Genomic DNA, 26,145 nt, shown 5'->3' on the forward strand with positions numbered 1-26,145 from the left:
GGCCTCTCGATTAATCACCAGCGTCTCTGGGATCCTGGGTCGCCCGGTCAAGCCGGGCGATGACATTCCGGGGTCCGGCCCGCCAAAACGACGCAAAAAAGCCGTGTTCAGGCTCAAATGCAGGGCTCAAATCCTCCGCGACACCCTTGACATATCAGCGTTTTCGGCAGAACGCCTGTCGGACGCGTCATGGATTGTTCATGGATCTGATTACCACCACTTCCGACCTCGCCGCCGCCTGCTCCCGGCTCGCCCAACACAAGGTCATCACTGTCGATACCGAGTTTCTGCGGGAGACGACGTACTACCCCCTGCTCTGCGTCGTGCAGATGGCGAGCGCGGACGAAGCCGTCGTAATCGACACGCTGGCGCCCGGCATCGACCTCAAGCCGTTCTTCGAACTGATGGGGAACGAGGCGGTGCTGAAGGTTTTTCACGCAGCCCGCCAGGACATCGAAATCGTCTGGCACCAGTCCGGCACCATTCCGCATCCGATCTTCGATACGCAGGTCGCGGCGATGGTGCTGGGCTATGGCGACAGCATCGCCTACGACCAGCTCGTCGAGCGCGTCACCGGCCACCGGCCGGACAAGACCCATCGCTTCACCGACTGGTCGCGCCGGCCGCTGACGCCGGAGCAGATGCATTACGCGATCTCCGACGTCACCCATTTGCGCGACGTCTTTGCCGCCCTCGACGCCGATTTGAAGAAGCGCGGCCGCAGCGACTGGGTCAGCGAGGAGATGGAAGTCCTGACCTCGCCGAGGACCTACGATTTCCACCCCGAGCGCGCCTGGGAGCGGCTCAAGAGCAGGGTCCGCAAGCCGAAGGAGCTTGCCGTGCTGATGGAAGTCGCGGCCTGGCGCGAGCAGGAAGCGCAAAGCCGCGACGTGCCGCGCTCACGCGTGCTGAAGGACGATGCAGTCGGCGACATCGCCACCCACGCCCCGACCTCGCTCGAGCGTCTCGCGAGCCTGCGCTCGCTGCCGAAAGGCTTTGACCGCTCCAAATGGGGCAGCGACATCATCGCCGCCGTGCAGCGCGGCCTCGCCCGCGATCACGCTACCTTGCCGAAGATCGAAAAACCGCGCGGCAGTTCGAATGGCGCCGCGACCGTCGAGCTCCTGAAAGTGCTGCTGCGGATGACGTCGGAGCGCCACGCCGTCGCCAGCAAGGTGATCGCGACCGTCGACGATCTCGACCAGATCGCCGCCGACGACCACGCCGACGTCGCCGCCCTGCATGGCTGGCGTCGCGAATTATTCGGCGAAGCCGCGCTGGCGCTGAAGCACGGCAGACTGGCGCTCGCGATCGAAAAAGGCCGGGTCGTCAGAGTGGATCGGACGTAGGTCGTCTCATACCTCTCCCCGCAAGAGCGGGGCGAGGGAGAAGTAGCTACCACTTCAACTCAATCCCGACCGTGCCCTGATGCGACTGCATCGCGGCGCGGAGTTTGGCGTCGTAGTTGACGTAGAGCCGTGCGGTATTGGTCAGGCTCAACGAGGCCGAGGCGCCGGCGTCGGCGCCATACCGGCTCTCGCCGATGCCCTGCAGCGTGAGGCTTTGGGCGCCAAGGCTGACGGTGATGTCGGAGAAATTCTGCACGACATTGTCGACGAACTTGCCGTAGCCCGACAGGTCGAAAATCTTGCCGTCGAAGATCCAGTAATGGCCGATCTCCGCGCCGATCAGCAACCGCGCGCGCTCCACGGTGGCGCCCGTTGCCGCCACGGGATCGAGGCCGCCGATCTCCTGCAGCGATCCGGTCCGGGCGCGGACATATTCGAACGCGGCCTTGGGCACGACGCGGCCCTGGTCGTTGGACCAGTAGTAGCTGATCTCGCTCAACACGCCGTGGAGCCGCGCACTGTATCCGGCGCTCGCAATCCCGAGCCCCGTGTCTCGGCGCGAATTGATGTTGCCGAAGCCGTGCACGACTGCGCTGGCCCAGGTCCACGGCCCGCTGTCGACGGAGGCCGTGAAACCGAGCTGAGTCAGGTCGATGGTGGCCGATTGCAGCGCCAGCGGAATATCGATCGCCGAGCGGCTCTGGTCGACCGAGAACCCGATATTGACGCCCGGCATCACCCGCGCGCCAATGCCGGCCACGCCGCCCCAGGTCTTTCTGCTGTCGCCGACGAAATCGCCGACCGCGCCATTCTTGGTCCAGTTGCCGTAGCCTTCGAACCAGGTCCGGTAGCGCGGCGCTTCCGTGTTCTCGGAGGCGCCGCCGCCGCCCGGATTGGTCCGCTGCAGGCGGTTGAAGCCATTGCTCGACTGGCTGCCCAGCCGTTCCAGGAAATTGCTGCCCAGATTGGTCAGTGCCGCAGCCGATGAGACCGTCGAATTGATCACGGTCGGAGTCGGGCTAGGCGTCGGCGAAGGCGTGGGTGTCGGGGTGGGTGTGGGCGATTGCGCGTGCGCGGCGGACATGGCGGTGATGAGAGCGAACGCAATCGCGGCCAGACACGCAAGCGCGCGCCCGGTTCCGAGTTTCCATGCTCGCGAAGGCCGCCGTGAGCCGCGCATGTAGTCCATTCCAGAGGGCGAAAGCGCCAGCTCGAAAAATGCGCAAATGCCGATAAACCGTAACGATTTGCCCCTAGTTCGCGCAAACGGTCAATCGGCGCGCTGCCGAATACGCGCCATTGTGGTTCGGCTGCCACAGCCCGCGACACCAGGACGATTTGTGGGGAGCGCGCCAGAACCTTGCGAACGCCCAAATTTCGTGTTGCAATCCCAAGCGCAATCGGATTCAGGCCGTTCGACTGTGCGTTTCGCGAGCAGGAAATCTAGCAGCTACCGGGAAGCCCGTTTGTGGCGTGGCACGTGGAAAACGTGGCCGCGTCTTTTTTATATCTAGACCAAACTTGGAGACAGGCGATGCACAAGGGCAACGTCAAGTGGTTCAACCCCACCAAGGGGTATGGGTTCATCAAGCCGGCGGTCGGCGAGAAGGACGTGTTCGTCCACATCTCGGCCGTCGAGCGTGCGGGGCTCACCACTCTCAACGAGAACCAGCACATCGAGTACGACCTTGTCGAAAACCGCGGCAAGACGTCCGCGGAAAACCTCAAGGTTACGTAGACTTCGTCCACGCAAATTGCCCCCGGCCTCGCCGGGGGATTTTGTTTGCACCCTGCCCCGGAATTCAGGCCGCCGCCTCGCAGCCAGCGATCTCGCTGAGTTCCGGATAGAATCGTGCGGTCATCCGGCCGACATACCGCCGCAGGTTGGCATGGCTTGCGGCCGCACGCTGCAAATCCGACTCGAACAGCGGGCAAATCGCACTAACCGCGAAGGCGAACATCGTGGCGTCGATGCCCGCCGGCTCCCTGCCCATGAAAAACGGCTTGTCGCCGAGATAGGCCGCGATCGCGTCGATCGAGCGGATCCCGATCGCGGTGATCTCGTCTTTGGAGTGACGGCCGATTCCCTGGCCGTGCAGCGTCTTGCGCAGGCGGCGGCGGACCATCGAAACGACGACCGGCCGGACCGGCGCCGGCACGCCCCTGAAGAAATTGACCGGGCCTTTGCGGAAATTATCCTCGATCATCCAGCGGAAGTAGACGCTGGCCCAGTAGAGATTGTCCTCCGCCATCTTCTCGAACGCCCAGGAGATGGCGAGCTGTTCTGCGGTGAGGCCCTGATCGAAATCGATGCCGTACTTCTTTTCTAAGTGCCAGCGGATCAGCGTGGAATCGCCGAGCAATTGACCGTCGTCCTCGATGTAGGGAATTTTGCCCTTGGGCGCCTTCGAAAAGCTCATCGGCGCTTTTCTGAACGGCAGTTTCGACATTCGTAGCAAGGTCTCGGCCTTGGTCACGAACGGGCTTGCGTCGGGAAGGCCGAAATTGGGCCCGGAGCCATAGAGCGTGATCATAGCAACCTCGATGGATTTAGCCGAGCGCGGTCGCCGCGCTCGTTCGCGCACCTTACGGATAATATCAGATCGTCCGCGGCGAAATCAGGGTGCCATCGCGGTCGGCCCCGTCGGCGACCTTGCAGATGTCGCCTTCGAGGCGAAGCTTTCCGCTCGCAAGCAAGCGCAGCGCCTCGGGGTAGATGCGATGCTCGATGCCGAGAATGCGCTGCGACAACGTCTCTGCCGTATCGTCGTCGGCCACCGTCACCGCGCCCTGCATCACGATCGGGCCGGCGTCGGTTTCGGGAATCACGAAATGCACGGTCGCGCCCGAGATCTTGACCCCGGCCCGCAACGCCTGCCCGTGCGGATCGAGACCCGGAAAAGATGGCAGCAGCGAGGGATGGATATTGAGCATTTTTCCGTACCAGCGCTGCACGAATTCGGTGGTGAACAGCCGCATGAATCCGCCGAGGCAGATCAGTTCGACTTTCTTTTCATCCAGAGCCCGCTGCAGGACAGCCTCAAAGCCCGCGCGGTCCTTGCCGAACGGCTTGCTCTCGACGACCAGTGTCGGGATGCCGCTCGCGGCTGCCTTCTCCAGTCCAGGCGCATCGGGCCGGTTGGAAATGACGGCGACGATTTCGGCCGGAAAATCCGCAGCCTTAGCCGCATCGATCAGCGCGGCCATGTTCGACCCGCGCCCCGAGATCAGGATGGCGACCCGGCGCTTCATTGCGCGAGATCGAGATGGCCGTTGTAGGCCACGCGATGTTCGCCTGCTACCGGGATCACTTCGCCGAGCAAGGCGACGGTCTCGCCGCTTTCAGTCAGGATCTGCGTCACCTTCTCGACCGCATCCGGCTTGACGATGGCGACCATGCCGATGCCGCAGTTGAAGGTGCGCAGCATTTCGAGTTCGGCGATGCCGCCCTGCTCCGCAAGCCACTTGAACACCGGCAGCACCGGCAGCCGCGCCAGATCGATGCCGACGCCGAGGTGCTTTGGCAGCACGCGTGGGATGTTGTCGGTGAAGCCGCCGCCGGTGATGTGGGCAAGCCCCTTGATCGCGCCGGTTTCGCGGATCGCGCGCAGGCAGGATTTCACATAGAGCCGCGTCGGCGTCAGCAGCGCGCCGCCCAGCGTCATGACCGGCGAGAACGGCGCCGGGGCGTCGAAGGCCACGCGCGATTGCTCGACGATCTTGCGCACCAGCGAGAAGCCGTTGGAATGCACACCGGATGAGGCCAATCCGATCACGGCGTCGCCCACGGCAATGTCCGCGGTCGGCAACAGCGTGCCGCGCTCGGCAGCCCCGACCGCAAAGCCCGCCAGATCGTAGTCGCCATCCTTGTAGAGTCCCGGCATCTCGGCGGTCTCGCCGCCGATCAGGGCGCAGCCGGACTCCCGGCAGCCCTCGGCGACGCCGGCCACGATGGCCGCCGCGGCGTCGGGGTCCAACTTGCCGCAGGCGAAATAGTCGAGGAAGAACAATGGTTCCGCGCCCTGCACGACGAGGTCGTTGACCGACATCGCCACCAGGTCGATGCCGATACCGCCATGCAGGCCGGTCTCGATCGCGATCTTGACCTTGGTGCCAACGCCGTCGGTCGCCGCCACCAGCACCGGGTCCTTGAAACCCGCCGCCTTGAGGTCGAACAAGCCGCCAAAACCGCCGATTTCGGCATCGGCGCCGGCCCGGGCGGTGGCGCGCACCATCGGCTTGATGAGATCGACCAGGCGGTTGCCCGCATCGATATCGACGCCCGAATCCGCGTAAGTCAGCCCGTTTTTGCGGTCGTTCATGCCCAAATTCCAGTATGATGACGGCTGGTTACGAGGAATTCCGCGATCCTGCAATGGCTCGCAAGCGCTTGGCGCATATACTATGTAGATAAGAGCCGGCTGTACCCGCCAGGGGCCGGATTTAGGCCGGGAGCCGGGAAGCGACCGAGTTGAGCATTCCAAATATCATTACGCTGGGGCGCATCATTCTGGTGCCGGTCATCGTCTGGGCGATCGTTTCCAGCCAGATGGAAATCGCGTTTGCGATTTTTGTCATTGCCGGGGTCAGCGACGCCGTCGATGGCTTCCTCGCCAAGCGCTTCAACATGTCGAGCGAACTGGGCGCCCTGCTCGATCCGCTTGCCGACAAGGCACTTCTGGTTTCGATCTTCGTGGCGCTCGGCATCTGGGGTGCGGTGCCGCGCTGGCTCGTCATCCTCGTTGTGTCGCGCGACATCATGATCGTGACGGCCGTGATCGTGTCATGGCTGTTCGACAAGCCGATCCCGATGAAGCCCCTGATGGTATCGAAGCTCAACACGGTGGCGCAGGTGGCGTTCGCGGCGCTGGTGCTGGCGTCACTCGGTTTCAACTTCAAGCCGGCGCCCTATGACGTGATCCTGATGGGTTTTGTTACGGTCTTTACTTTGGTTTCCGTCTCGCTCTATCTCGTCGAATGGGTGCGGCACATGAGCACGATCGAAGCGCGCTAGGTTGTTCGTTGCTTTGACGCGTTTTCTTCACACGAACCGGTGGCGATTTCGCTTGAAAACGCTATGAAGGCCTGAAGATCCGGCCTGGAGATTTGCGTGGTCGTTCGCGTTCAACCTCGTCAGCTTGCCTTTGCGCTGCCGCATGCGGAGAGCCTGACCCGCGACAATTTCCTCGAGGGTCCGGCCAATGAAGCCGCACTCTCGCTGATCGAAAGCTGGCCGGACTGGCCGAACCGCATCATGCTGCTGGCGGGGCCGGAGGGCTCGGGCAAGAGCCATCTCGCCGCGATCTGGGCCGAACAGGCGGGCGCCCGCTCGATCTCGGCCCACTCGCTCAACGCCGCTGCCGTCCCCGGCGCGCTTGCCACAGGCGCACTGGTGGTCGAGGATCTGAGACCGGCCGACTTCGACGAACGCGCCTTGTTTCACCTCCTGAACCTGGCGCGCGAGGACGGGGCCTTCGTCCTGATCACGGGACGCGTTCCACCGGCGGCGTTCGAGATCGAGCTGCGCGATCTCCGGTCGCGGCTGCGCGCCGCCCCCCTCGTGTCGCTATTGCCGCCGGATGACCTGTTGTTTCGTGGCCTGATCGTCAAATTCTGCGCGGACCGCCAATTGAGCATCGACGAGACGGTGGTGAGCTACCTCGCCACCCGAATCGAGCGCTCCTATGCCGCTGCCCGCCAGGCGATCGAGCTCCTGGATACCGAGGCGTTGCGGCTTGGCCGGCCGGTCACCCGGGCGCTGGCCGCGGAACTCTTGCGCAACGCCTGATCGGGCAGTTTCCTGCTGCGTCCTGCCGCCTTGACGCCGGCTCTGCACGGAACATCAATGTCATTGAAACGTCATCGGCGTATCACATGCTGTGGGCCGCATTCCCTTAAAGTCGGCCTTGCCTCTAAAGTCGGCCCTGCCTCGCTCGCGATGGATCAAAGCCTTATGGAATTGGTACAAGCCGTTGAAATAAAAGAAAAAGAGCCGATTGCCGAGGCTCTGCCCACGATCGTCACGAGCCCGGAGCGATTCATCAATCGGGAACTATCCTGGCTGCATTTCAACCGCCGGGTGCTCGAGGAATCGGTCAATCCCGGCCATCCATTGCTGGAACGGGTGCGGTTCCTGTCGATTTCGGCCAATAACCTTGATGAGTTCTTCATGGTTCGCGTCGCCGGCATCAAGGCGCAGGTCCGTGAAGGCATCGCTGAACGCAGCCCCGATGGCCTGACGCCGTCCGAGCAGCTCACTCTCATCAACAAGACGGTTTCGGAACTGGCTTCCGATCAGCAGGCGATCTGGCGCGATCTGCGCACCACCCTGTCGGACGCCGGCATCATGCTGGTCGACGGCCACGACTTCACCAAGGCGGAGCGGGGCTGGCTCGAGGATCACTTCCTCCGCAGCATCTTCCCGCTGCTGACGCCGCTGGCGATCGATCCCGCGCACCCGTTTCCATTCATCCCGAGCCTCGGCTTCACCATCGCGCTGCAACTGTTGCGGACTTCCGACGGCAAGGCGATGAACGCGCTGATCCGCATGCCCGGCAAGATCGACCGCTTCATCCGCATGCCCAAGGACGGCGCGGTGCACCTGATCCCGCTGGAGCAGGCCACCGGCCTGTTCATCGGCCGCCTGTTCCCCGGCTACACCGTCAAGGGCCAGGGCGCTTTCCGCATCATCCGCGACTCCGAACTCGAAATCGAGGAAGAGGCCGAGGATCTGGTCCGCGTGTTCGAGACTGCGCTGAAGCGGCGGCGGCGCGGTTCGGTTATCCGGCTGGAGATAGAGGCCAAGATGCCGGAAGCGTTGCGCACCTTCGTGCAGCAGGCGCTTTCCGCCGCCGACGACGAGGTGTTTCTGGTCGACGGTGTGCTGGCGATGAACGAGCTCTCGCAGCTCACCCGGCTCGACCGGCCCGACCTCGAATTCACGCCGTATGTGCCGCGGCATCCCGAACGGGTGCGCGACCATGCCGGCGACATCTTCGCGGCGATCCGGCAAAAGGACCTGATCGTCCATCACCCCTACGAATCCTTCGACGTCGTCGTGCAGTTCCTGCAGCAAGCCGCCCGCGACCCCGACGTCGTCGCCATCAAGCAGACGCTCTACCGCACCTCGAACAATTCGCCGATCGTGCGTGCCCTTGCCGAAGCCGCGGAGGCCGGCAAGTCCGTGACCGCGCTGATCGAGCTGAAGGCGCGGTTCGACGAAGAAGCCAACATCCGCTGGGCGCGCGATCTCGAACGCGCCGGCGTGCAGGTCGTGTACGGCTTTCTCGAACTGAAGACGCACGCCAAGCTGTCGATGGTGGTGCGGCGCGAGGGCGGCAGCCTGACGACCTATGTGCATACCGGCACCGGCAATTATCATCCGGTCACCGCGCGCATCTATACCGACCTTTCCTATTTCACGTCGGACCCGATCATCGGCCGCGACGCGGCGCGGGTGTTCAACTACATCACCGGCTATGCGGAGCCGAGCGACATCGAGCGGATGGCGGTGTCGCCGCTGACGCTGCGCAAGCGCGTCATCGAACACATCAGAGGCGAGTCCAATCACGCTCGACACGGCAAGCCGGCGGCGATCTGGATGAAGATGAATTCGCTGGTCGATCCCGATGTCATCGACGCGCTGTACGAGGCGTCACAGGCCGGCGTGTCGATCGAACTGGTGGTACGCGGCATCTGCTGCCTGCGGCCGGGTATTCCAGGGCTTTCCGAGAACATCCGGGTCAAGTCGATCATCGGCCGCTTCCTAGAGCACGGCCGAATCTACTGCTTTGGTATGGGGCAAGGCCTGCCCGGCCCGAAGGCGGCTGTGTATATCTCGTCCGCCGACATGATGCCGCGAAACCTCGACCGCCGCGTCGAAGTCCTCTGTCCATTGCAAAATCCCACGGTACATCAGCAGGTTCTCGAACAAATCATGGTCGCGAACCTGAAGGATACCGAGCAGAGCTGGCAGTTGTTGCCGGATGGGTCCTCAACGCGTATGAAGGCCGCGAAAGGCGAAGAGCCGTTCAACCTGCACAACTATTTCATGACGAATCCGAGCCTGTCTGGACGTGGAAAGTCTCTCAAGGAATCTTCGCCGCGCCGCCTCACGCGCCGTACCGAGCGTCAGCAATCGTCATAACGGAGCGCCGCTGTGAAGCGGCAGCGCAAGCGCGCTTCCAGCGTCGCCGTCATCGACATCGGTTCGAACTCGGTTCGTCTCGTCGTCTATGAGACGATGGCGCGCAGCCTCGTCACCATCTTCAACGAAAAGGCGCTGTGTGGGCTTGGCCGCGAGGTGCAGAGCACCGGCCTGTTGGCCGAGGATGCGGTCACCAAGGCGCTGACGGCGCTACGGCGATTTCGCGCGCTGTGCCGCATCCAGCAGGTGGAGCGCGTCTTCGCCATCGCCACCGCCGCCTGCCGCGACGCCAAGAACGGTCCCGACTTCATTGCCAAGGCGGAGCGCATCTGCGGCGCGCCGATTCAGATTCTGTCCGGTCCGCGCGAGGCAAAACTGTCCGCGCTCGGCGTCATCTCCGGCATCCACAATCCCGATGGCATCGTCGGCGATCTCGGCGGCGGCTCGCTCGAACTGATCGATGTGGAGAAAAACCGGGTCCACAGCGGCGTCACGCTGCCGCTGGGAAGCCTGGCGCTGCAGGATCTGTCGGAGAAATCCTTGAAGCGCGCCGAGCGCATCGTTCGCGACGATCTGTCCGGCGTCGCCCAGCTCAAGGCCGGCCACGGCCGCACCTTCTATGCGGTCGGCGGCACCTGGCGCGCGCTGGCGCGTATTCATATCGTCCAGAGCGGCTATCCGCTGCGCGTGATGCATGGCTATTCGTTACCTGCCGCCGACGCGCTCGATTTCGCCCGCCGCCTGCGCCGGCTGGCGGCCGCCAACATGCTCGCGGACATCGAAGTCGTCGCGGATGCCCGGCGCCCGCTCCTGACCTATGCGGCGCTGGTGCTCGAGTACATCATCCGCGTCGGCCGGCCGAAGACGATCGTGTTTTCCACCTTTGGCGTCCGCGAAGGCCTGCTCTACGAAATGCTGCCGCCGCAGGAGCGCGCCAAGGACGGATTCATCTGCGCAGCCCAAACCCTGAATGGATTATTGTCGCGCTCCGCACGCCACGCCGAGGAACTGGTCGCATGGACCGATCGGCTGGTGCGGGTCGTGAAGCTGCGCGAGACCGAGGAGGACCGCCGCCTGCGCCACGCCGCCTGCCTGCTTTCCGATATCGGATGGCGGGTGCACCCCGACCACCGCGGCGAGGAAACGCTGAGCCTGATCACCAACGGCAATTTCGGCTCGATCAGCCATCAGGGCCGCGCCTTTGTCGCGCTGTCGGTGTTCTATCGCTATGCGGGCTTAAGCGAAGAGAACGAGCCGCCGGAGCGCGTCCGCGGGCTGGTGCCGCCGGCGATGGATGAGCGCGCCCGCCTTCTCGGCGCGGCGTTCCGCGTCGCGCACCTGATAACGGCGGCCCGCACCGGCGTGTTACCCGCGACGCATTTCCGCACCAGCGGCCGCAAGCTGATGCTGGTGTTCGAGCATCGCATGGTCGATCTCGTTGCCGACCGCGTCGGCAGCCGCTTCAAACAACTCGCGCGGCTCGTCGGGCGCGCTGGATCGATCGTGCGGAAGTGAGACCGAAAAAGGCGGTGTCCACTGCCGCAGTTTCCACCTCGAGCCCGCCGTCCCGCGAACACATCAATCGGCAAGTACAGCCGAATGAATCGGTTGAAACTAGCGCAACGCGGACGTCAACCTGCGAGCGCATAATCAAGAACGGTTCGCCGGATTTGATGCTGCGTGCAGATATTGAATGCGGCGGATCGATGCACGTACTCTCGAAACTGAGGCAACTCCGGCAATGAATGGCACCATTTGGTGCCGCTGCCCAATGCCCTTAGCTCCTCGTTTGGTTCGAACTCAAACGTGAGACTCAATTGCCAGATATCCTCGTCCTCCGCCTGCTCGCAACAGATAAGTTGCCGTGTCAGATTGAGCGAAAAGTGCTCGCCCGCTCCCCAGTCGTAGGTTCCCCATTGGAATAGAAGCATATCGGCGTCATCATGCTGCTCGAATACGGTGCCGCCTGCCCTACTGTCCCTGTAGAAATCGAAAAGTGCATCACAGCCGTCGACCAGACCAAGCGCGCGCTCACTTAGGCCCCTGCCGCTTAGAACTTTCTCGAATTCCTGAAGCGCATTCCCTGCTTCGAACATGATGCGTGCTCCTTACCATCGACTGCGCAAGATTATAGAGAAGGAGCACTTGTGACACGATCAGCGAGTCACGTCTCATGACGCAAGACCTAAGGAATCTTCCGCTTGCCGGGATTGCCGGGCGTTTGCGCGCTTCCTCGAACAGCCAGATGTGCTCGATACAGCGGGCGGAACAGATATCTTCCTTATGCCTGCGGGCCGCGTGAAGCTAACAGCGGTTATTGGCCTCATTCATTCTTTTATGAGCCACGAGAATGCTGATGGCGCTCGTCGCCCTTCCACAGCTTGCCTTTCGAGCCGCGCGGACACCAACCGGCACGCACAACACCCCGCTACTTCTTTTTTGGTGTCAGCCAGTCTTCGTCTTCCAGGGACGGAGCCTGCTTCTGCTGCTCCAGGATTTTCTTGTACTCCTCGGGGATCACCTGACTGCGCGACGCCTCGTGCAGCGTGTGCGGGAACCAGGTCGCAATGCCGGGGAAGGCGATCATCAGCCCAACGCAGATCACCTGCAGGATCATGAACTGGAACATGCCGGCGTAAATCGTCGCGAGACTCCAGCCCTTGACCACTTGCTTGAGATAGTACGCTGACATGGCGACCGGCGGCGACAGAAAGGCGGTCTGCAGCACCACTGCAACCAGCGCTCCGAACCATATGAGATCGATGCCCATGCCCTTCACGACGGGGTAGAAGATCGGCAGGAACACCAGGATGATGGCTGGCCATTCGAACGGCCAACCGAGCAGGAAAATGAGCACGAGCACGACGATCAGCATGAGGCTTGGCGGCAACTGGAGGCCGAGCATCGTCTCGGTGATCCAGTTCGCCGAGCCGAGGCGAGCGAACACAGCACCGAAAATATTCGACGTGACCGCGAGCAGCAGCACCATGCTCGATGTCGCCATCGTCGAGATCAGCGCACGCTGCAGTCCGCCGAGCGAGAACCTGCCATATGCAATGGACAGGATCAGGGCACCGACGCTGCCGATGCCGGCAGCCTCCGTCGGCGTCGCAAGCCCCCCAATGATCGAGCCAAGCGTCGCCGTGATAAGCCCGAGCAGGGGCAGCGTGCCGATGATCACCTCGCGCGCAATGTGCCACGCCGAGTAGATCCGCTCGTCCATGGGCACCGGCGGCCCGAGTTTGGGGTTCAAGAAGGCGCGGATCATCAGATAGGCGATGTAGGTGCTGGCCAGCAGGAAGCCCGGCCCGAAGGCTGCGGCATAGAGATCGGCGACCGAGACCCCGAGCACCGGCCCCATCACGATCAGCATCACCGACGGGGGAATGAGAATGCCGAGCGTGCCGCCCGCGGTGATGGTGCCCGCTGAAAGCTTGGCGTCGTACCCCGCCTTGTTCATGATCGGCGAGGCCATGATGCCAAGAACGGTGACGGCTGCGCCGACGATGCCCGTCGCCATCGCGAACACGGTCGAGGTCAGGATGACGACGAGGAAGAGCGCGCCGCGCACCGGCGCAAGCAGCATGCGGAACGCCGTAAAAAGACGCTCCATGAGCCCCGCCTGCTCGGTGATGAAGCCCATGAAGATGAACAGCGGCACGGCGGCCAGCAGTTCCTCCTTCATCATGCCGATGGTCTGGAAGTAGCCCAGTTCGAAGACTGTCCCGCCCATCCCCCAGTAGCCGAACGAAAAGGCGAGAAACAGCAATGTGAACGAGATCGGCACGCCGATGAAGATCGCTCCAAGCAGAACCAGAAGCATGATGAGGCCGATGAGCGCTTCTGCGGTCATATCTCGACCTTCTCCTTGTGCTCGAGCTCGACACCGGTGCGCATCATGTAGATGCTCTTGATCAACTCGGACACGCCCTGGATGAGCAGCAGGAAGCAGGCGAGCGGCACGACGAACTTGAACGGCCACAGCACGGGTCGCCATGGCGTCTGGTCCGAGGTCTCGTTGATCTGAAAGGCGTAGTGAAATTCGTTCCAGCTAATCAGCAACAGCATGATCAGGCTCGGGAAGAAGAAGACGATATAGGAGATCGTATCGATCCAGCCCTTCCTGCGGACGGAGAACTTCTCCCAAAAGAAGTCGGTGCGTATATGAGCGCCCTTGTGCAGCGCGTAAGCAGCGCCCAGCATGAACAGCGAGCCGTAGAGCATGTAGGTTGCGTCGTAGGCCCAAATGGTCGGCGCGTTGAACAAATAGCGCGCTGTAACCTCGTAGGCGACGGCGAGAACAAGCGGCACCGACAGCCACGAGATGATCGTGCCGGTCCGGTCGGTGAAGCCGTCGATGACCCGGATTGCAGCCAGCAGCACCGGCGACTGTCTGTCAGTTATCTCAGCCATCCCTCCCCCTACCGCCGACGTCGCTGCGGCGCGCCTTGCGGCGCGACGCAGGCCGGCCGCGCGTGAATGGGGCGGCCGAAACCGGCCGCCCTCGGACCAAGCCCTATTTCTCGACGGGGAAGTAGTAATTCGCCATGAAGGAGTATGGCGGGAAATAGGACCGCTTGTACGGCACCACGGCGCTGGCATAGGCCTTCTGCGAGTCGTGCACCTTCTTGAAGAACGGGTTCTTGGCGCTCTCGGCCGCCGCGATCTCGTCCCACTTCTTGATGAAGGTCAGCAGGATCTCGGTCGGCGTGCGCAGGATCTGTACGCCGTGCTTGTCCTGCATCTCTTTCAGAGCGTCGGCGTTCTGGCGCTGCCACTTGGTCCACCAGACGAGGAATGTCTCGTTGGCAGCCGACTTGATGATCTCCTGCTGCTGAGTGTTGAGCTCCTTCCATACGTCGCCGTTGATCACGATTTCGCCGACGGTCACGTTCTCATGCAAGCCGGGTGAATAGTGATACTTCCAGACGTTGTGGAAGCCGAGCTGCATGTCCTCGATGCCACCGACCCATTCCGCGCAATCGATCACGCCGCGCTGCGCGGAGGGAATGATTTCGCCGCCCGGCATGTTGACCACCGTGAAGCCGAGTGCCTGCCACACTTCGCCGGCCATGCCGGTCTGGCGGCATTTCATGCCCTTCATGTCCTCAACCGTCTGGATCGGCTTCTTGAACCAGCCGAACGCCTGCGGCCCAGCGGGCAGGATGGGGAACACGACAACGTTGAGCTTGAGCTCGTTCTGATAGAACTCGTTGTAAAGATCGAGGCCGCCGCCGTGATAGAACCAGCCCATCACGTCCATGTAGTCCATGCCGAAGGTGCCGCCGGGACCGCCGGTGAACAGAATCGCGGTCTTGTTCTTGCCGGTCCAGTAGCCGGCCCACGCATGCGCTCCGTCGAGCACCTTCTTGTTGGTCGCATCCAGCACCTCGAACGCCGGCACGACTTGGCCGGCGGGCATCGCTTCGATCTTCAGCGTGCCGGCCGATAGTTTGTTCACCCGCTCTGCGAAGTAGGTGAAGTTATCATAGAGCGTAAGCGACGCCGGCCATGTGGCCTGCATCTTCAGCACCTTCGTCTGCGCCATGACGGCAGTGGTGGATCCGACGAACGCCGATGCGATCAGGGCAACGGCGACCAATCCCAGAAACAAGCGTTTCATGAGCAATCTCCTCCCTTGGACAACGTGACCTTGGCGATCGCTTTTCTTTTGTTTCTTGTTAGTGGCCAAGCTTGAAACCACGTCTGCCACCATTGTGCCACCATCGCCTCAGGTTGTCATCTTGGTTTCTGGCCGCAGCGGAGCCGGCATGCTGCGCACGAACTCCAGAAGTGGAAGGCTTGCGCCGCAGCGAAAGGATCGATCTCGCCACGCGAGGCGCCGCCCGCGCTATAGCTGCACTTGCCAGCCGCCTTCCGCGTCGCACATCTGATCTCGGCGCGCACCGGCGCGTTGCCCGCGGCGCATTTCCGCATCAGTGGTCTTCATCTCTCGCCGCATACCATCCACTCTGCCCGCGACTGCAACTTTAAGAATGTGACGAGTCCGCGTAGACATCAGAAACTGTCAAAAGGGCTTTTCAGACAGAGCCTTGGCAGTACAACTCCGGATACCAGGATTAGCGGCTTGGTAACGGCCGGCTGGTATTAACGAAAGAGGCCGTCATCAAGGGGCCGCCAGCCGGAAGGTATCCCCATGCATTCGAAGCGCGAGGCCCTTTCGGGCACGCTCACCGTCAAGACCACCCTCGCCGTGATCGTCGGGGTGCTCGCGGTACTGGTCCTGATCTCCTGCGCCATTACCGGCGCAGATGCCTGGCGCAGCTACACGGCCGCCGTCCGCGTTGCCGAGGTGAATGCAAACGCCGATCACCTGCTCAAGGGATTGGAGAACATTCAGCTTGAACGCGGTCAGACCAATACGGCCCTGCAGGCGCCTGCCCCGGCAAATGCTCAGACCGGCGAAGTGATCCAGAAGCGGCGTTCGCAGGGCGATGCCGTGCTGGCGCCGGCGCTCCGGGAGATTGCCGCCACCGCGACGCCGGAAGGCAAGAAGCTGATTACCGACGTCGAGCAGGCCTATGAACGCGTCAGGCAGCTCCGCCGCAGCGCCGATTCCGCCCTTCAAATTCCGAAGGAGCAGCGCGATGCCGAACTGCTCAAATCCTGGTACCCGGCCGTCTCGGACCTCCTGACCCGGATTCAATCGCTCTGGACCATTGCCTCGCGCGAAATCAGCAGGGAGGACGCCATCGTCGGCGAGCTTACGATGGTCAAGCAGAGCGCCTTCCTGATGCGCGAATATGCCGGCCGCGAACGCGCCGTTCACGCCGGCAACATCTCGGCCGGCCGCGCGCTATCGACCGATCAGCAGCGTGACATCGCCAATTGGCGCGGGCAGGTGCAGTCGAACTGGCAGACGATACGCGATCTAACCTCTGGTGCGGCGTCGCCGCTTGTGTCTGCCGTTGCCGCCGCCGAGCAAAACTTCCTCGGCAATTTCAAGGCTCAAACCGATACGATCTACAAGGCAGGCATCGCGGGCGCCGGCTATCCGATGACGGTCCAGCAATGGTACGACGCGTCGAACCCCGCGCTGGAATCCATCGTCCGGATCAAGGATGCCGCGGTCGAAGTCACCAATGTCCACGCGGCGGCCAAGGCTGCGGCGGCAAGAACCCAGCTCATTCTCGTCGCCCTCGTCACGCTGCTCGGTATCGTTGTCGGCATGGGGTCGATCTGGGTACTGTCCAGGCGCGTGATCCGCCCCTTGACCGCCATGACGGCCGCCATGCAGCGCCTCGCCGGCGGCGATCTGTCGATCGACATTCCTGCGCTGGCGCGGGCTGATGAGGTTGGCGAGATGGCGCGGTCGGTCGCGGTCTTCCGCGACAATGCCGTCAGGGCGAACGCACTGGCTGCCGAACAGCGAGCGGAACAACAGAAGAAAGAGCAACGTCAACAGGTGATGGAGACGCTGACTTCAGGCTTCGACCAGAGCGCCAGCCGCGTGCTCGATGCCGTCGCGACATCGATCGTCGAAATGCGCGCCACCGCCGAAAGAATGGCGGCGGTCGCAACCGAAAATACCAACAAGGCCTCGGCCGTGGCATCGGGCGCGCAGGAAACGTCGAGCAACGTCCAGACGGTGGCCACCGCCACGGAAGAGCTGTCCGCTTCCGTCACCGAGATCAGCCGGCAGGTCAGCCAGTCGGCGGCGATCGCGGCAAAGGCCGTGCAGGAAGCACAGGGCACCAACGCCGAAATTCAGGGCCTCGCGGCGATGGCGCAGCGGATCGGCGACATCGTCAAGCTGATCAACAACATCGCCTCGCAGACCAATCTGCTGGCGCTCAATGCCACCATCGAAGCGGCGCGTGCCGGCGACAGCGGCAGGGGCTTTGCCGTGGTCGCGGCCGAGGTCAAGAGCCTGGCCGAGCAGACGTCAAAAGCCACCGAGGAGATCGCGTCACAGATATCGGCGATCCAGGGAGCCACGCAGAAATCCGTCGTCTCGATCGAGGCGATCGGCAAGACCATCGGCGAAATCAGCGAGATCGCAACAACCATCGCCTCTGCGATCGAGCAACAGGGCGCGGCGACCCAGGAGATCGCGCGCAATGTGCAACAGGCTGCGGCCGGCACCCAGGAAGTGTCCGCCAATGTCGGCGGCGTCACCGAGGGCGCGGCAGCGACTGGCGCAGCGGCAAGCCAGGTCGAGACCGCCGCCGGCAATCTGTCGCGGCAGTCGCAGCAATTGCGCGAGCAGGTCGACGCGTTTCTTGGTCAGGTGCGCGCGGCATAGGCTGGCTAGTTCGGCCGGGCGCTGCCTTCATACATGAAGGTCATCGCCTTCGGTCCAGGCATATAGCCGGTCTCCACCCGATCAATCCTGAAGCCTGAAGCTTCGATCATCGTGCCGATCGGTCGATTGAGGTGACAGCCGCCGCTGATGCATTTCCAGGCCGGCGTCAGCCAGTCCTGCCATCGCCTCACATTCTTGTCCGGCGCCATGCCGTGCTCCACGAACAGGAGCCTGCCGCCAGGGCGAAGCACGCGCCGCATTTCAGTGAGCGCCATGGCGGCATCCGGAATGCTGCACAAGGTCCAGGTCGTCACCACCGTATCGACGCTGCGGTCATCGAGCGGAATGGCCTCCGCCGAAGCTTCGATGAAGTTGACCGGTGTACCCGGATGCAGAGCATCGCGGGCCATTGCGATGAGCTTCGGGGCCGGCTCCAGCGCCAAGAGCTCCCTCACCGGCGGCCGATAGAGGGGCAAGTTGCGGCCCGAACCGATCCCGATCTCGAGCACGCGACCCTCGGCCGCGCCGATCACCCGCTCGCGATATGGCCGAAGCTGCTTGTTTCGCATCGCAAGATCACAAACCCGCGGCAGGATGACGTCGTTGTAGAAGCCCATAGCTCGTCTCCATCAGTTCTGGTCGCGAGTCCATCAGGCCGGCGCGCAACTCCGATGATGGATTTCACGATGCTTGTCAGGATCGTGGTTGGCCAATGAATATGCAACGCAACGCTCGCACTGCTCCAGGGTCGACTGTCGCTCTACTGGTGATGCAATTGTGTAACACGAACTTGCGTCCTACTTTCCGTGGATGGCCGATGCTTGTTGCACACCTCCGCCCCTGAACTTGGACCGGAACCGCGGCAATCCGGCTTATCGCCGGGTTCTTTGGGTGGTCCTTGGCATTAATGCCGCCATGTTCCTCGCCGAAGTCGGCGCAGGCTTGGCGGCGGGCTCGGCTTCGCTCCAGGCCGACGCGCTCGATTTTCTCGGCGACGCGGGAAACTATGCGATCAGCCTCTTTGTGGTTGGGATGGCACTGCGCTATCGCGCGTCAGCAGCGCTCGCCAAGGGCGCCACCATGGGAGCTTTCGGCTTGTGGGTGATTGCCATGGCCATCTGGCACGCCGCACAAGGGACGCTGCCGAGTGCATTCACCATGGGTGCGATCGGCGTCATGGCCCTTGCCGCCAATGTTGCGTCATTCGGACTGTTATGGGCCTATCGCAACGGCGACGCCAACATGCGCTCGGCCTGGATTTGTACGCGTAACGACGTCCTGGGCAATCTCGCGGTACTGCTGGCCGCGCTCGGTGTGTTTGGCACCGGTACCGGTTGGCCGGATGTGATTGTCGCTTCCTGCATGGCCGGACTTGCGCTTCAAGGCGCATTCGTGGTGGTGCGCCAATCCGCTGGAGAATTGAAGGCTCAGCCAACGTAGAAAAGCGGCGTGCAAAGTGTCTGTCGACGGGCGGCAGCTTCGGAAAGATGGTTACAGGTTCACAGCGACGTGAGAGTGCGTCGCGATAAAGCCCCCTGCGTCGTCCAACACCGCGGAGGTACCGAAGAGGAACCTTTTTCCCGGGTGCTCGTTAGACGCGGTTATTTAGCGGAAAGGGCTGGGTCACTCATCTTGCTCGTACTGCGACATTCATCGCATTTGGAGTCCGGTCATGATGGATCAGATGTCCGGCGGAATGATGATAGGCATGGGCCTGATCTGGCTTCTCGTCGTTGTTTTTCTGATTCTTGGGATCGCTGCGGCGGTTAAATATCTTCGCTCCCATTGAGGCTGAAGTGCTGTGAGTTACCCAGCGCGACAGTCGCGGCCCAAACACCGCGCCTGCCAACGTGCATAACGCAATCGTGCCACCCGCTCGGTTACAGCCACGAACGCTTTTGTTCGAAATCGTGACTAAGGAAAGCCGGGGCCGAACGGTGCAACTGTCTATCCAGAGGTTTAGCATCGGCGCTCGACGAACTTCATGATCTCTTCCGGCGCCGAAAAGATCACGGCTGCCCGATCACCCATCATTCCCGCGCCCAAGAGAGCCGGCGCATCCTTCTCCGGCCCATCCTTGCTGGTATCGGTCCTGAAGCGGAGGTTACGCTCCCAGAAGGCGCGTGTTTTGCCGTCGGCTGTGGTGACACGATAGGTGTCGCGGCAATAACTGATGGTTTTAACCTGAATGTCCGGCTCAGGCTTCTTGAGATTTGGATCGGCACCGCTGCCCATCATGCCACCCATCATCCCTCCCATGCCGCCCCTCTGGCCCTGTTGCGCACTTTGGCTCGGCGCTGCGCCGGGTTTGGTGGCTTCTTTCAGGAATGCCAGGAGGTCTGCTCGGGCCGGAGCTTCCTTGATCCCTTCAAAGGTCATCTCGTTGCCCGGAACGAGATGCTTCGGATCGGTCAGCCATTGATCGAGCGTTCGGTCATCCCACGTCAATCCGGACGATTTCAACGCATCGGAAAAGCGCTCGAAGCTTGGCAGCGTACCGGCCTTGCGTCCCCACAGATCGGCAAGGCTCGGTCCCGTCATGTTACGCTCGCGCTCCAGCGAATGGCATGCCGCGCAGACCCTGAAATTACGTTCGCCGCGAGTTGCATTGCCTTGTTGCGCATGGAGAGAAGAGAAGCTGAGAACAGCCATAACGACCGAAGCAGCCGCCAACCTGAAGCTCGGCATCGTGCCGGAGATCGCTGCGTAAGTCATGGTTCACCTCATTCGGCTGGCTCCACAACGCGTGAAACTTTCTTCGATGGCTTTGCAATCGCCGCGACTGACTTGCCGCTTTCGGGATCGCGGGGCAATCCAAAGCCCTTGACGATACCGAATACCGCCGGGATCACGATCAGCGTCAGCAATGTCGAGGAGATCATGCCGCCGATCATCGGCACCGCGATGCGCTGCATGGTCTCCGACCCGGTGCCGGTGCTCCACATGATCGGGAGCAGGCCTGCCATGATGGCCACCACCGTCATAATCTTTGGCCGCACGCGTTCGACCGCGCCCTCCATGATGGCGACATACAGATCGTTGCGCGTCAGCGCCTGGCCCTGAGCCTGACGTAGCTTCGTGATCTCGGCCAGCGCCTGATTGAGATAGATCAGCATGACGACGCCGGTCTCGGCCGCGACGCCGGCGAGTGCGATGAAACCGACCGCGACCGCGACCGAGAGGTTGAAGCCGAGCCACCACATCAGCCACAGCCCGCCAACCAGCGCGAACGGCAGCGACAGCATGACGATCATGGTCTCGGTCACCGAGCGGAAATTGAGATAGAGCAGGAGGAAAATGGTGAGCAGCGTCACCGGTACGACGATCTTGAGCCGCGCGATCGCACGCTCCAGATATTCATATTGGCCGCTCCAAACTACGTAATAGCCGGGCGGAAACTCAATGCTCGCCTGCACCGCGCGTTGCGCCTCGGCGACGTAGCCGCCAAGGTCGCGGTCGCGGATGTCGACATAGATGTAGGTCGCCAGTTGGCCGTTCTCGGTCCGGATCGAGCTTGGCCCGCGCGCTGGCGTAACGCTGGCGACCTCGCCGAGCGGGACCGCCCCGCCGGCCGGCATCGGCACCAGGATGTCGCTTGCGATCGCCTTTGGATTGTCGCGGAGATCGCGTGGGTAGCGCATGTTTACGGAGAAGCGCTGGCGGCCCTCCACGGTCGTGGTCACGGTCTGGCCGCCGAGTGCGGTCGCGATGGTGTCCTGCACGTCCTGCACCATGATGCCGTAGCGCGCCAGCGCCTCGCGGTTCGGCGTGATCTCGAGGTAGTAGCCTCCGAGACCGCGCTCGGCATAGGCCGAGGACGTGCCCGGGACGGCTTTGAGCACCTGTTCGATCTGTTTGGCGAGCGTTTCGATTCCGGCGAGATCGGTGCCCATGACCTTCACGCCGATCGGCGTGCGGATGCCGGTCGAGAGCATGTCGATGCGCGCCTTGATTGGCATGGTCCAGGCATTGGAAACGCCCGGGAACTGCAGCGCCTTGTCCATCTCGGCGATCAGGCCGTCGATCGTCATGCCCTTGCGCCACTGCTCCTTCGGCTTGAGATTGACCACCGTCTCGAACATTTCGGACGGCGCCGGATCGGTCGCGGTCGCCGCCCGTCCAGCCTTGCCGTAGACCGAGGCGACCTCGGGAAACGATCGGATGATCCGGTCCTGCGTCTGCATCAGTTCGGACGCCTTCGTCACCGAGATCCCCGGCAGGGTCGTTGGCATGTAGAGCAGCGTGCCCTCGTTGAGGTTTGGCATGAACTCGGTGCCGAGCTGGCGCGCCGGCCAGATAGAGGCAGCGAGCACGCCAAGCGCAAGCAGGACCACCAGCGTCTTGGCACGCAACACGGTCTTGATCACGGGTCGATAAACCCAGATCAGGAAGCGGTTGATCGGGTTCTTGTGCTCGGGGACGATCTTGCCGCGAACGAAGATCACCATCAGCGCCGGCACCAGCGTGATCGATAGCAATGCTGCCGCCGCCATCGCGAAGGTCTTGGTGAAGGCGAGCGGACTGAACAGCCGGCCTTCCTGCGATTCCAGCGTGAAAATCGGCATGAAGGACACGGTGATGATCAAGAGGCTGAAGAACAGCGCAGGGCCGACCTCGGTGGCCGCCTCGATCAGGATTGCGACGCGTGATTTGCCCGGCTCGGCTCGCTCGAGATGCTTGTGCGCGTTCTCGATCATGACGATCGCTGCGTCGATCATGGCGCCGATTGCGATCGCGATGCCGCCGAGACTCATGATGTTGGAGCCCAAGCCCAGAAGCTTCATCGCGCCGAACGCCATCAGCACGCCGACCGGCAGCATCAGGATCGCGACCAGAGCGCTTCGGACATGCAGCAGGAAGACGATGCACACCAGCGCGACGACGATGCTTTCTTCGACCAGCGTATGCTTCAACGTATCGATCGCAGCATAGATCAGGTCGGAGCGGTCGTAGACCGGCACGATCTCGACCGATTTCGGCAGGCTGGCCCCGATCTCCTTGAACCGCTTCTTGACGTTCTCGATGACATCGAGCGCATTCACGCCGAAGCGCTGCAGCACGATGCCGCTCGCCACCTCGCCCTCGCCGTTGAGCTCGGCGATGCCGCGCCTCTCGTCGGGACCAAGCTCGACGCGCGCAACGTCGCGCAACAGCACCGGCGTTCCGTTGTCGGTCTTCAGCACGATGTTGCCGAGATCATTGATGCTCTTCAGGTACCCCTTCCCGCGGATCACGTACTCGAATTCCGAGAGCTCGACGGTGCGGCCACCCACATCGGCATTGGAGGCGCGGATCGCCTCGCGCATCTTCTGCATGGTGATGCCGCGATCGCGCATCCGCTGCGGGTCGAGTATCACGTTGTACTGCTTGACGAAGCCGCCGACGCTCGCGACCTCGGCCACGCCCTCGGCCTTCGCTAGCGCGAATTTCAAGTTCCAGTCCTGGATGGCCCGGGTGTCCGCGAGATTCAGTTCCTTGGACATCACCGCATATTGGTACACCCATCCCACTCCGGTCGCGTCGGGACCGATGGTCGGCGCGACCCCGGACGGCAATCGCGAAGCGGCGCTGTTGAGAAACTCCAGCACACGCGAGCGCGCCCAGTAGATGTCGGTGCCGTCCTCGAAGATGACGTAGACGAACGACACGCCGAAGAAGGAAAAGCCGCGCACCACCTTCGATTTCGGCACCGTCAACATCGCGGTGGTGAGCGGATAGGTGACCTGGTCCTCGATCACCTGAGGCGCCTGGCCCGGGTACTCCGTGTAGACGATCACCTGGGTGTCGGAGAGGTCGGGAATGGCATCCAGCGGCAGATGGACGAGCGCGTAGATGCCGGCCGCAGCGGCGAAGCCGCTGCCGAATAGCACCAGCAGGAGATTACGAGCCGACCAAGCAATCAAGCGGGCAATCATGGCTGAGCTCCCTCGGCAAACCCTTTGAGTGCCGCCTTCAGGTTGCTTTCCGCATCGATCAGGAAATTGGCCGAGATGACGACGGGCTCGCCGTCTTTCAGCCCGCTGCGGATTTCGACCAGCCCCTCTCCCCGACGGCCGATCTTGACCTCGCGGGGCTCGAATCGGCCCTCGCCCTTGTCGACCAAAACGACCTGGCGCGCCCCCGTATCGAGCACCGAGCTGTCGGGAACGGCCAAAACAGGCTCCGTGCCGCCAATCTCGACGTCTGCGTCCACATACATGTCCGGCAGCAATGCGAGGTCCGAATTTGCGAGTTCGATGCGAACACGGGCTGTCCGTGTCTCGCGGTTGACCTGGGGATAAATGACCGAGATCTTTCCGGAGAAGTCCCGCCCCGGGAAGCTGCGCGCGCGCACGGTTACGCCTTGTCCGATCGCAAGCGAGCCGAGGTCACGCTCGGCTATGTCAATTATCGCCCAGACCACCGACGTATCCGCAACGCGGAAGAGCACGTCGCCCGGTTGAGCTCGCATACCCTGGACGGCGTTGCGTTCCAGCACGATGCCGTCCCGTGGGGCCGACCAGGCGACAGTCACCGGGACCACCCGCGTTCTCTCGACCTCGCTGATTACCGCGTCGGGCACGTCAAGGTTCATCAACCGCTGCCGTGAACCGCGTCCGTAGGATGGTTCGCCCGCCGTAGTCTTGGACGTCAATGTCGTCACATACTCGGCGGCCGCACTGGAAACTGCCGGACTGTAGACCTGCATCAGCGGCTGCCCCTTCTTGACAAAAGTGCCAGTCGTGACGTCGGCAACTGTTTGCAGGTAGGTTTCCGCGCGCATCGCGATGACTGAGACTCGACGCTCGTCGAGCTGGATCGTGCCTGGCGCCCGCACGACCGTCCGGATCGGGCGGGCGGCGGCCGGCTCCGATTTGACGCCGGTGCGCTGAATCTTTCCCGGCGAGACCTTGACCGATCCGTCGTCGCTGTCTTCGCCCTCATAGACGGGGATGTAATCCATCCCCATCGAATCCTTCTTGGGCGTCGGCGAAACGTCCGGCAGCCCCATTGGGTTGCGGTAATACTTGATCTTGCGGTCGGTGGGCGGAGCGGCCGCGCTTTCCTCCGGCGGATCGTCAAAACTGATGTCGGCGCCCCGGAGGACGGCCCGGTAGTCGCGGCCATCGGGCGTCTTCTTCGGTGTCAGCGAGTAGAACGGCTTGCCGTCCGGATCCTGATAGTAGATCGCGGCGCCGGCCGGTTCGCTCGCCTGGGCCATGACGTGGGCATGCTTCGCCTCGCCGCTCGGCCAGAGATAGGGACGCGCGAGAACGCCGGCGATCACGGCAGCGGTGACGGCAGCAGCGAGCGCGATCTGAGCTGACCGGTTCATTTGTCGGCCTGAATGACGAGCTTGTTGTCGACCGTGCCGGTTTCGCCCTGCACTTTTGCGCCGAGCGACAATTGCCAGCGCCCGGCCATGCTGAAATCGGCCTTGAAGCGGTAGGTGCCCGGCTCCGATCCCGGCAGCGGCGTGAGCTCGGTCACCATCTCTTGCATCGCATCCGGCGCCATATCGAGACGCGTCGCGAAGATCACCGCGTCCGGAACGGCCTTGCCGGTGGTCTTGTCGACGAGCTTGACGGCGAAGGTCTTGTCGCGACCGGTCTTCACCGTCGGTTCGACGAGCCTGAACTCGTAGTTTTTGATATCGGCGAGCGCGATGGTCGCGGCGCATGTCAGGACAGCGGCGCTCAGCGCGACCCGCAGGCCGCGCGAAAACTGAATTGCCTTCATCATAGTATCCTCGATCTACTGGTCAGCCGCCATTGGCGGCATGGGCGCGGACGCCGCAAAGCGCCGCGGATTCGGCGTTACGCCGAATGGACCAGGAGCCGGGGAGGTTTTGGCGGGGGCGAATACCCGAGGCTATCCACTTCCGGATCGCTGCCGGGCAGCAGCGTCCGAAGCGTCACGGGCCGGATTTCAGCAATCCCGGCCGGCAGCGGTGCCTGCAACGTCGTCGACACGCACAGCGCCATCAGCGGGCACTGATCGCAATCGACCGGCGCCGACTTCTCCGGGCAGCACGGCATGTCGTCGGACATGACAACCGCGCCATCGGACGTCGCCGTCATGGCCATTGGAGCCACGGCGCTCGTATTCGCCCGCGCCGTGAGCGGGGCGACCACGAGCCCGACGATCACAAAAATCGCCAGCAGCCGGCAAAGGTGGATCGAGTATTTCACGGGTCCAGTTTCGCACATCCCGGCCCATGATGGGAAGCGGAGTTCCATCACGAAACCGCGGGTCTCGTTAACGTATGCCAGCGGACGAAGATCGCATTGCGATGAATCAAGCCCCTGCCCCAATTCATATTGGCCGGCTGCCCAGAACATTTTTCAAGGCCGCGACTTGAGCTAGCAACCGCCCCCCCGGCGGTGGTCTGTCCTCAAGCAAGG

The 26,145-nt window shown here is 62.7% G+C and carries 22 protein-coding genes; 8 read left to right on the forward strand and 14 right to left on the reverse strand.

All coding sequences use genetic code 11. The annotated features are described in order from the left end of the window. The first annotated feature begins 200 nt into the window (after positions 1 to 200). Positions 201 to 1,349 (forward strand): ribonuclease D, encoded by a 1,149-nt coding sequence (gene rnd / locus LMTR3_RS10655; RefSeq protein ID WP_065745000.1) that lies wholly within the window; start codon positions 201 to 203, stop codon positions 1,347 to 1,349. A 46-nt stretch (positions 1,350 to 1,395) separates the two neighbouring features. Here rnd and LMTR3_RS10660 read toward each other — a convergent pair whose 3' ends face one another. After that, entirely contained in the window at positions 1,396 to 2,529 is a 1,134-nt protein-coding gene (locus LMTR3_RS10660; RefSeq protein ID WP_065745593.1) for an autotransporter outer membrane beta-barrel domain-containing protein, read from the reverse strand. 354 nt (positions 2,530 to 2,883) lie between these two features. Here LMTR3_RS10660 and LMTR3_RS10665 point away from each other — a divergent pair, with 354 nt between their 5' ends. Further along, positions 2,884 to 3,087 carry a cold-shock protein gene (locus LMTR3_RS10665; RefSeq protein ID WP_065745001.1) on the forward strand — a complete coding sequence of 68 codons (204 nt, stop codon included), beginning with the start codon at positions 2,884 to 2,886 and terminating at the stop codon, positions 3,085 to 3,087. 64 nt (positions 3,088 to 3,151) lie between these two features. Here LMTR3_RS10665 and LMTR3_RS10670 read toward each other — a convergent pair whose 3' ends face one another. From LMTR3_RS10670 to purM, 3 genes are all read right to left on the reverse strand, one after another. Further along, complete coding sequence (locus LMTR3_RS10670) at positions 3,152 to 3,883, reverse strand: glutathione S-transferase family protein (protein WP_065745002.1); 732 nt, start codon at positions 3,881 to 3,883, stop codon at positions 3,152 to 3,154. Positions 3,884 to 3,947: 64 nt separating this feature from the next. Next, the gene (gene purN / locus LMTR3_RS10675; protein ID WP_065745003.1) at positions 3,948 to 4,601 is read right to left on the reverse strand and encodes a phosphoribosylglycinamide formyltransferase; all 654 of its coding nucleotides are present in this window, start codon (positions 4,599 to 4,601) and stop codon (positions 3,948 to 3,950) included. Beyond that, the gene (gene purM / locus LMTR3_RS10680) at positions 4,598 to 5,671 is read right to left on the reverse strand and encodes a phosphoribosylformylglycinamidine cyclo-ligase (protein WP_065745004.1); all 1,074 of its coding nucleotides are present in this window, start codon (positions 5,669 to 5,671) and stop codon (positions 4,598 to 4,600) included. The genes purN and purM overlap by 4 nt, the downstream gene beginning before the upstream one ends. Positions 5,672 to 5,820: 149 nt before the next feature. On the opposite strand from purM, the gene LMTR3_RS10685 reads away from it, so the two are divergent. From LMTR3_RS10685 to ppx, 4 genes are all read left to right on the forward strand, one after another. Then, a complete protein-coding gene (locus tag LMTR3_RS10685) occupies positions 5,821 to 6,363 on the forward strand; it encodes a CDP-alcohol phosphatidyltransferase family protein (RefSeq protein ID WP_028346428.1) in 543 nt (180 codons plus the stop codon). 96 nt (positions 6,364 to 6,459) lie between these two features. Continuing rightward, positions 6,460 to 7,137 carry a P-loop NTPase family protein gene (locus tag LMTR3_RS10690; RefSeq protein ID WP_065745005.1) on the forward strand — a complete coding sequence of 226 codons (678 nt, stop codon included), beginning with the start codon at positions 6,460 to 6,462 and terminating at the stop codon, positions 7,135 to 7,137. Positions 7,138 to 7,302: 165 nt separating this feature from the next. Then, positions 7,303 to 9,495: an RNA degradosome polyphosphate kinase gene (locus tag LMTR3_RS10695; protein WP_065745006.1), complete on the forward strand. Its 2,193-nt coding sequence runs from the start codon at positions 7,303 to 7,305 to the stop codon at positions 9,493 to 9,495. Positions 9,496 to 9,507: 12 nt separating this feature from the next. Further along, positions 9,508 to 11,010, forward strand: coding sequence for an exopolyphosphatase (gene ppx, locus LMTR3_RS10700; RefSeq protein WP_065745007.1), 1,503 nt, complete (start codon positions 9,508 to 9,510; stop codon positions 11,008 to 11,010). 116 nt (positions 11,011 to 11,126) lie between these two features. Here ppx and LMTR3_RS10705 read toward each other — a convergent pair whose 3' ends face one another. The 4 genes from LMTR3_RS10705 to LMTR3_RS10720 form a co-directional block, all read right to left on the reverse strand. Next, positions 11,127 to 11,591, reverse strand: a complete 465-nt coding sequence (locus LMTR3_RS10705) for a hypothetical protein (protein ID WP_065745008.1) — start codon at positions 11,589 to 11,591, stop codon at positions 11,127 to 11,129. 332 nt (positions 11,592 to 11,923) lie between these two features. After that, on the reverse strand, positions 11,924 to 13,348 hold the full coding sequence (locus LMTR3_RS10710; protein ID WP_065745009.1) for a TRAP transporter large permease: 1,425 nt from the start codon (positions 13,346 to 13,348) through the stop codon (positions 11,924 to 11,926). Then, complete coding sequence (locus LMTR3_RS10715; RefSeq protein ID WP_141686552.1) at positions 13,345 to 13,908, reverse strand: TRAP transporter small permease subunit; 564 nt, start codon at positions 13,906 to 13,908, stop codon at positions 13,345 to 13,347. Before LMTR3_RS10715 ends, LMTR3_RS10710 begins: the two co-directional genes overlap by 4 nt. A gap of 103 nt (positions 13,909 to 14,011) precedes the next feature. Further along, positions 14,012 to 15,118 carry a TRAP transporter substrate-binding protein gene (locus tag LMTR3_RS10720; RefSeq protein WP_065745011.1) on the reverse strand — a complete coding sequence of 369 codons (1,107 nt, stop codon included), beginning with the start codon at positions 15,116 to 15,118 and terminating at the stop codon, positions 14,012 to 14,014. A 534-nt stretch (positions 15,119 to 15,652) separates the two neighbouring features. Here LMTR3_RS10720 and LMTR3_RS10730 point away from each other — a divergent pair. Next, on the forward strand, positions 15,653 to 17,761 hold the full coding sequence (locus LMTR3_RS10730; protein ID WP_065745013.1) for a methyl-accepting chemotaxis protein: 2,109 nt from the start codon (positions 15,653 to 15,655) through the stop codon (positions 17,759 to 17,761). A 5-nt stretch (positions 17,762 to 17,766) separates the two neighbouring features. Here the strand turns inward: LMTR3_RS10730 and LMTR3_RS10735 are convergent, their stop codons facing one another. Beyond that, positions 17,767 to 18,378 carry a class I SAM-dependent methyltransferase gene (locus LMTR3_RS10735; protein ID WP_065745014.1) on the reverse strand — a complete coding sequence of 204 codons (612 nt, stop codon included), beginning with the start codon at positions 18,376 to 18,378 and terminating at the stop codon, positions 17,767 to 17,769. A gap of 193 nt (positions 18,379 to 18,571) precedes the next feature. Between LMTR3_RS10735 and LMTR3_RS10740 the strand changes: the two genes are divergently transcribed. Further along, positions 18,572 to 19,201 (forward strand): cation efflux transmembrane domain-containing protein, encoded by a 630-nt coding sequence (locus tag LMTR3_RS10740; RefSeq protein WP_065745015.1) that lies wholly within the window; start codon positions 18,572 to 18,574, stop codon positions 19,199 to 19,201. A 519-nt stretch (positions 19,202 to 19,720) separates the two neighbouring features. On the opposite strand, the gene LMTR3_RS10745 is transcribed toward LMTR3_RS10740, so the two are convergent. The 5 genes from LMTR3_RS10745 to LMTR3_RS10765 form a co-directional block, all read right to left on the reverse strand. Next, entirely contained in the window at positions 19,721 to 20,434 is a 714-nt protein-coding gene (locus tag LMTR3_RS10745; protein WP_245319826.1) for a c-type cytochrome, read from the reverse strand. Between the two features lie 50 nt (positions 20,435 to 20,484). Next, positions 20,485 to 23,676: an efflux RND transporter permease subunit gene (locus LMTR3_RS10750; protein WP_065745016.1), complete on the reverse strand. Its 3,192-nt coding sequence runs from the start codon at positions 23,674 to 23,676 to the stop codon at positions 20,485 to 20,487. Further along, complete coding sequence (locus LMTR3_RS10755) at positions 23,673 to 25,076, reverse strand: efflux RND transporter periplasmic adaptor subunit (protein ID WP_065745017.1); 1,404 nt, start codon at positions 25,074 to 25,076, stop codon at positions 23,673 to 23,675. The genes LMTR3_RS10750 and LMTR3_RS10755 overlap by 4 nt, the downstream gene beginning before the upstream one ends. Next, the gene (locus LMTR3_RS10760) at positions 25,073 to 25,480 is read right to left on the reverse strand and encodes a FixH family protein (RefSeq protein ID WP_065745595.1); all 408 of its coding nucleotides are present in this window, start codon (positions 25,478 to 25,480) and stop codon (positions 25,073 to 25,075) included. The genes LMTR3_RS10755 and LMTR3_RS10760 overlap by 4 nt, the downstream gene beginning before the upstream one ends. A 77-nt stretch (positions 25,481 to 25,557) precedes the next feature. Beyond that, positions 25,558 to 25,932: a hypothetical protein gene (locus LMTR3_RS10765; protein ID WP_065745596.1), complete on the reverse strand. Its 375-nt coding sequence runs from the start codon at positions 25,930 to 25,932 to the stop codon at positions 25,558 to 25,560. Positions 25,933 to 26,145: the final 213 nt, after the last annotated feature.

The sequence above is a fragment of the Bradyrhizobium sp. LMTR 3 genome, from assembly GCF_001693485.1.
Taxonomy (GTDB): domain Bacteria; phylum Pseudomonadota; class Alphaproteobacteria; order Rhizobiales; family Xanthobacteraceae; genus Bradyrhizobium.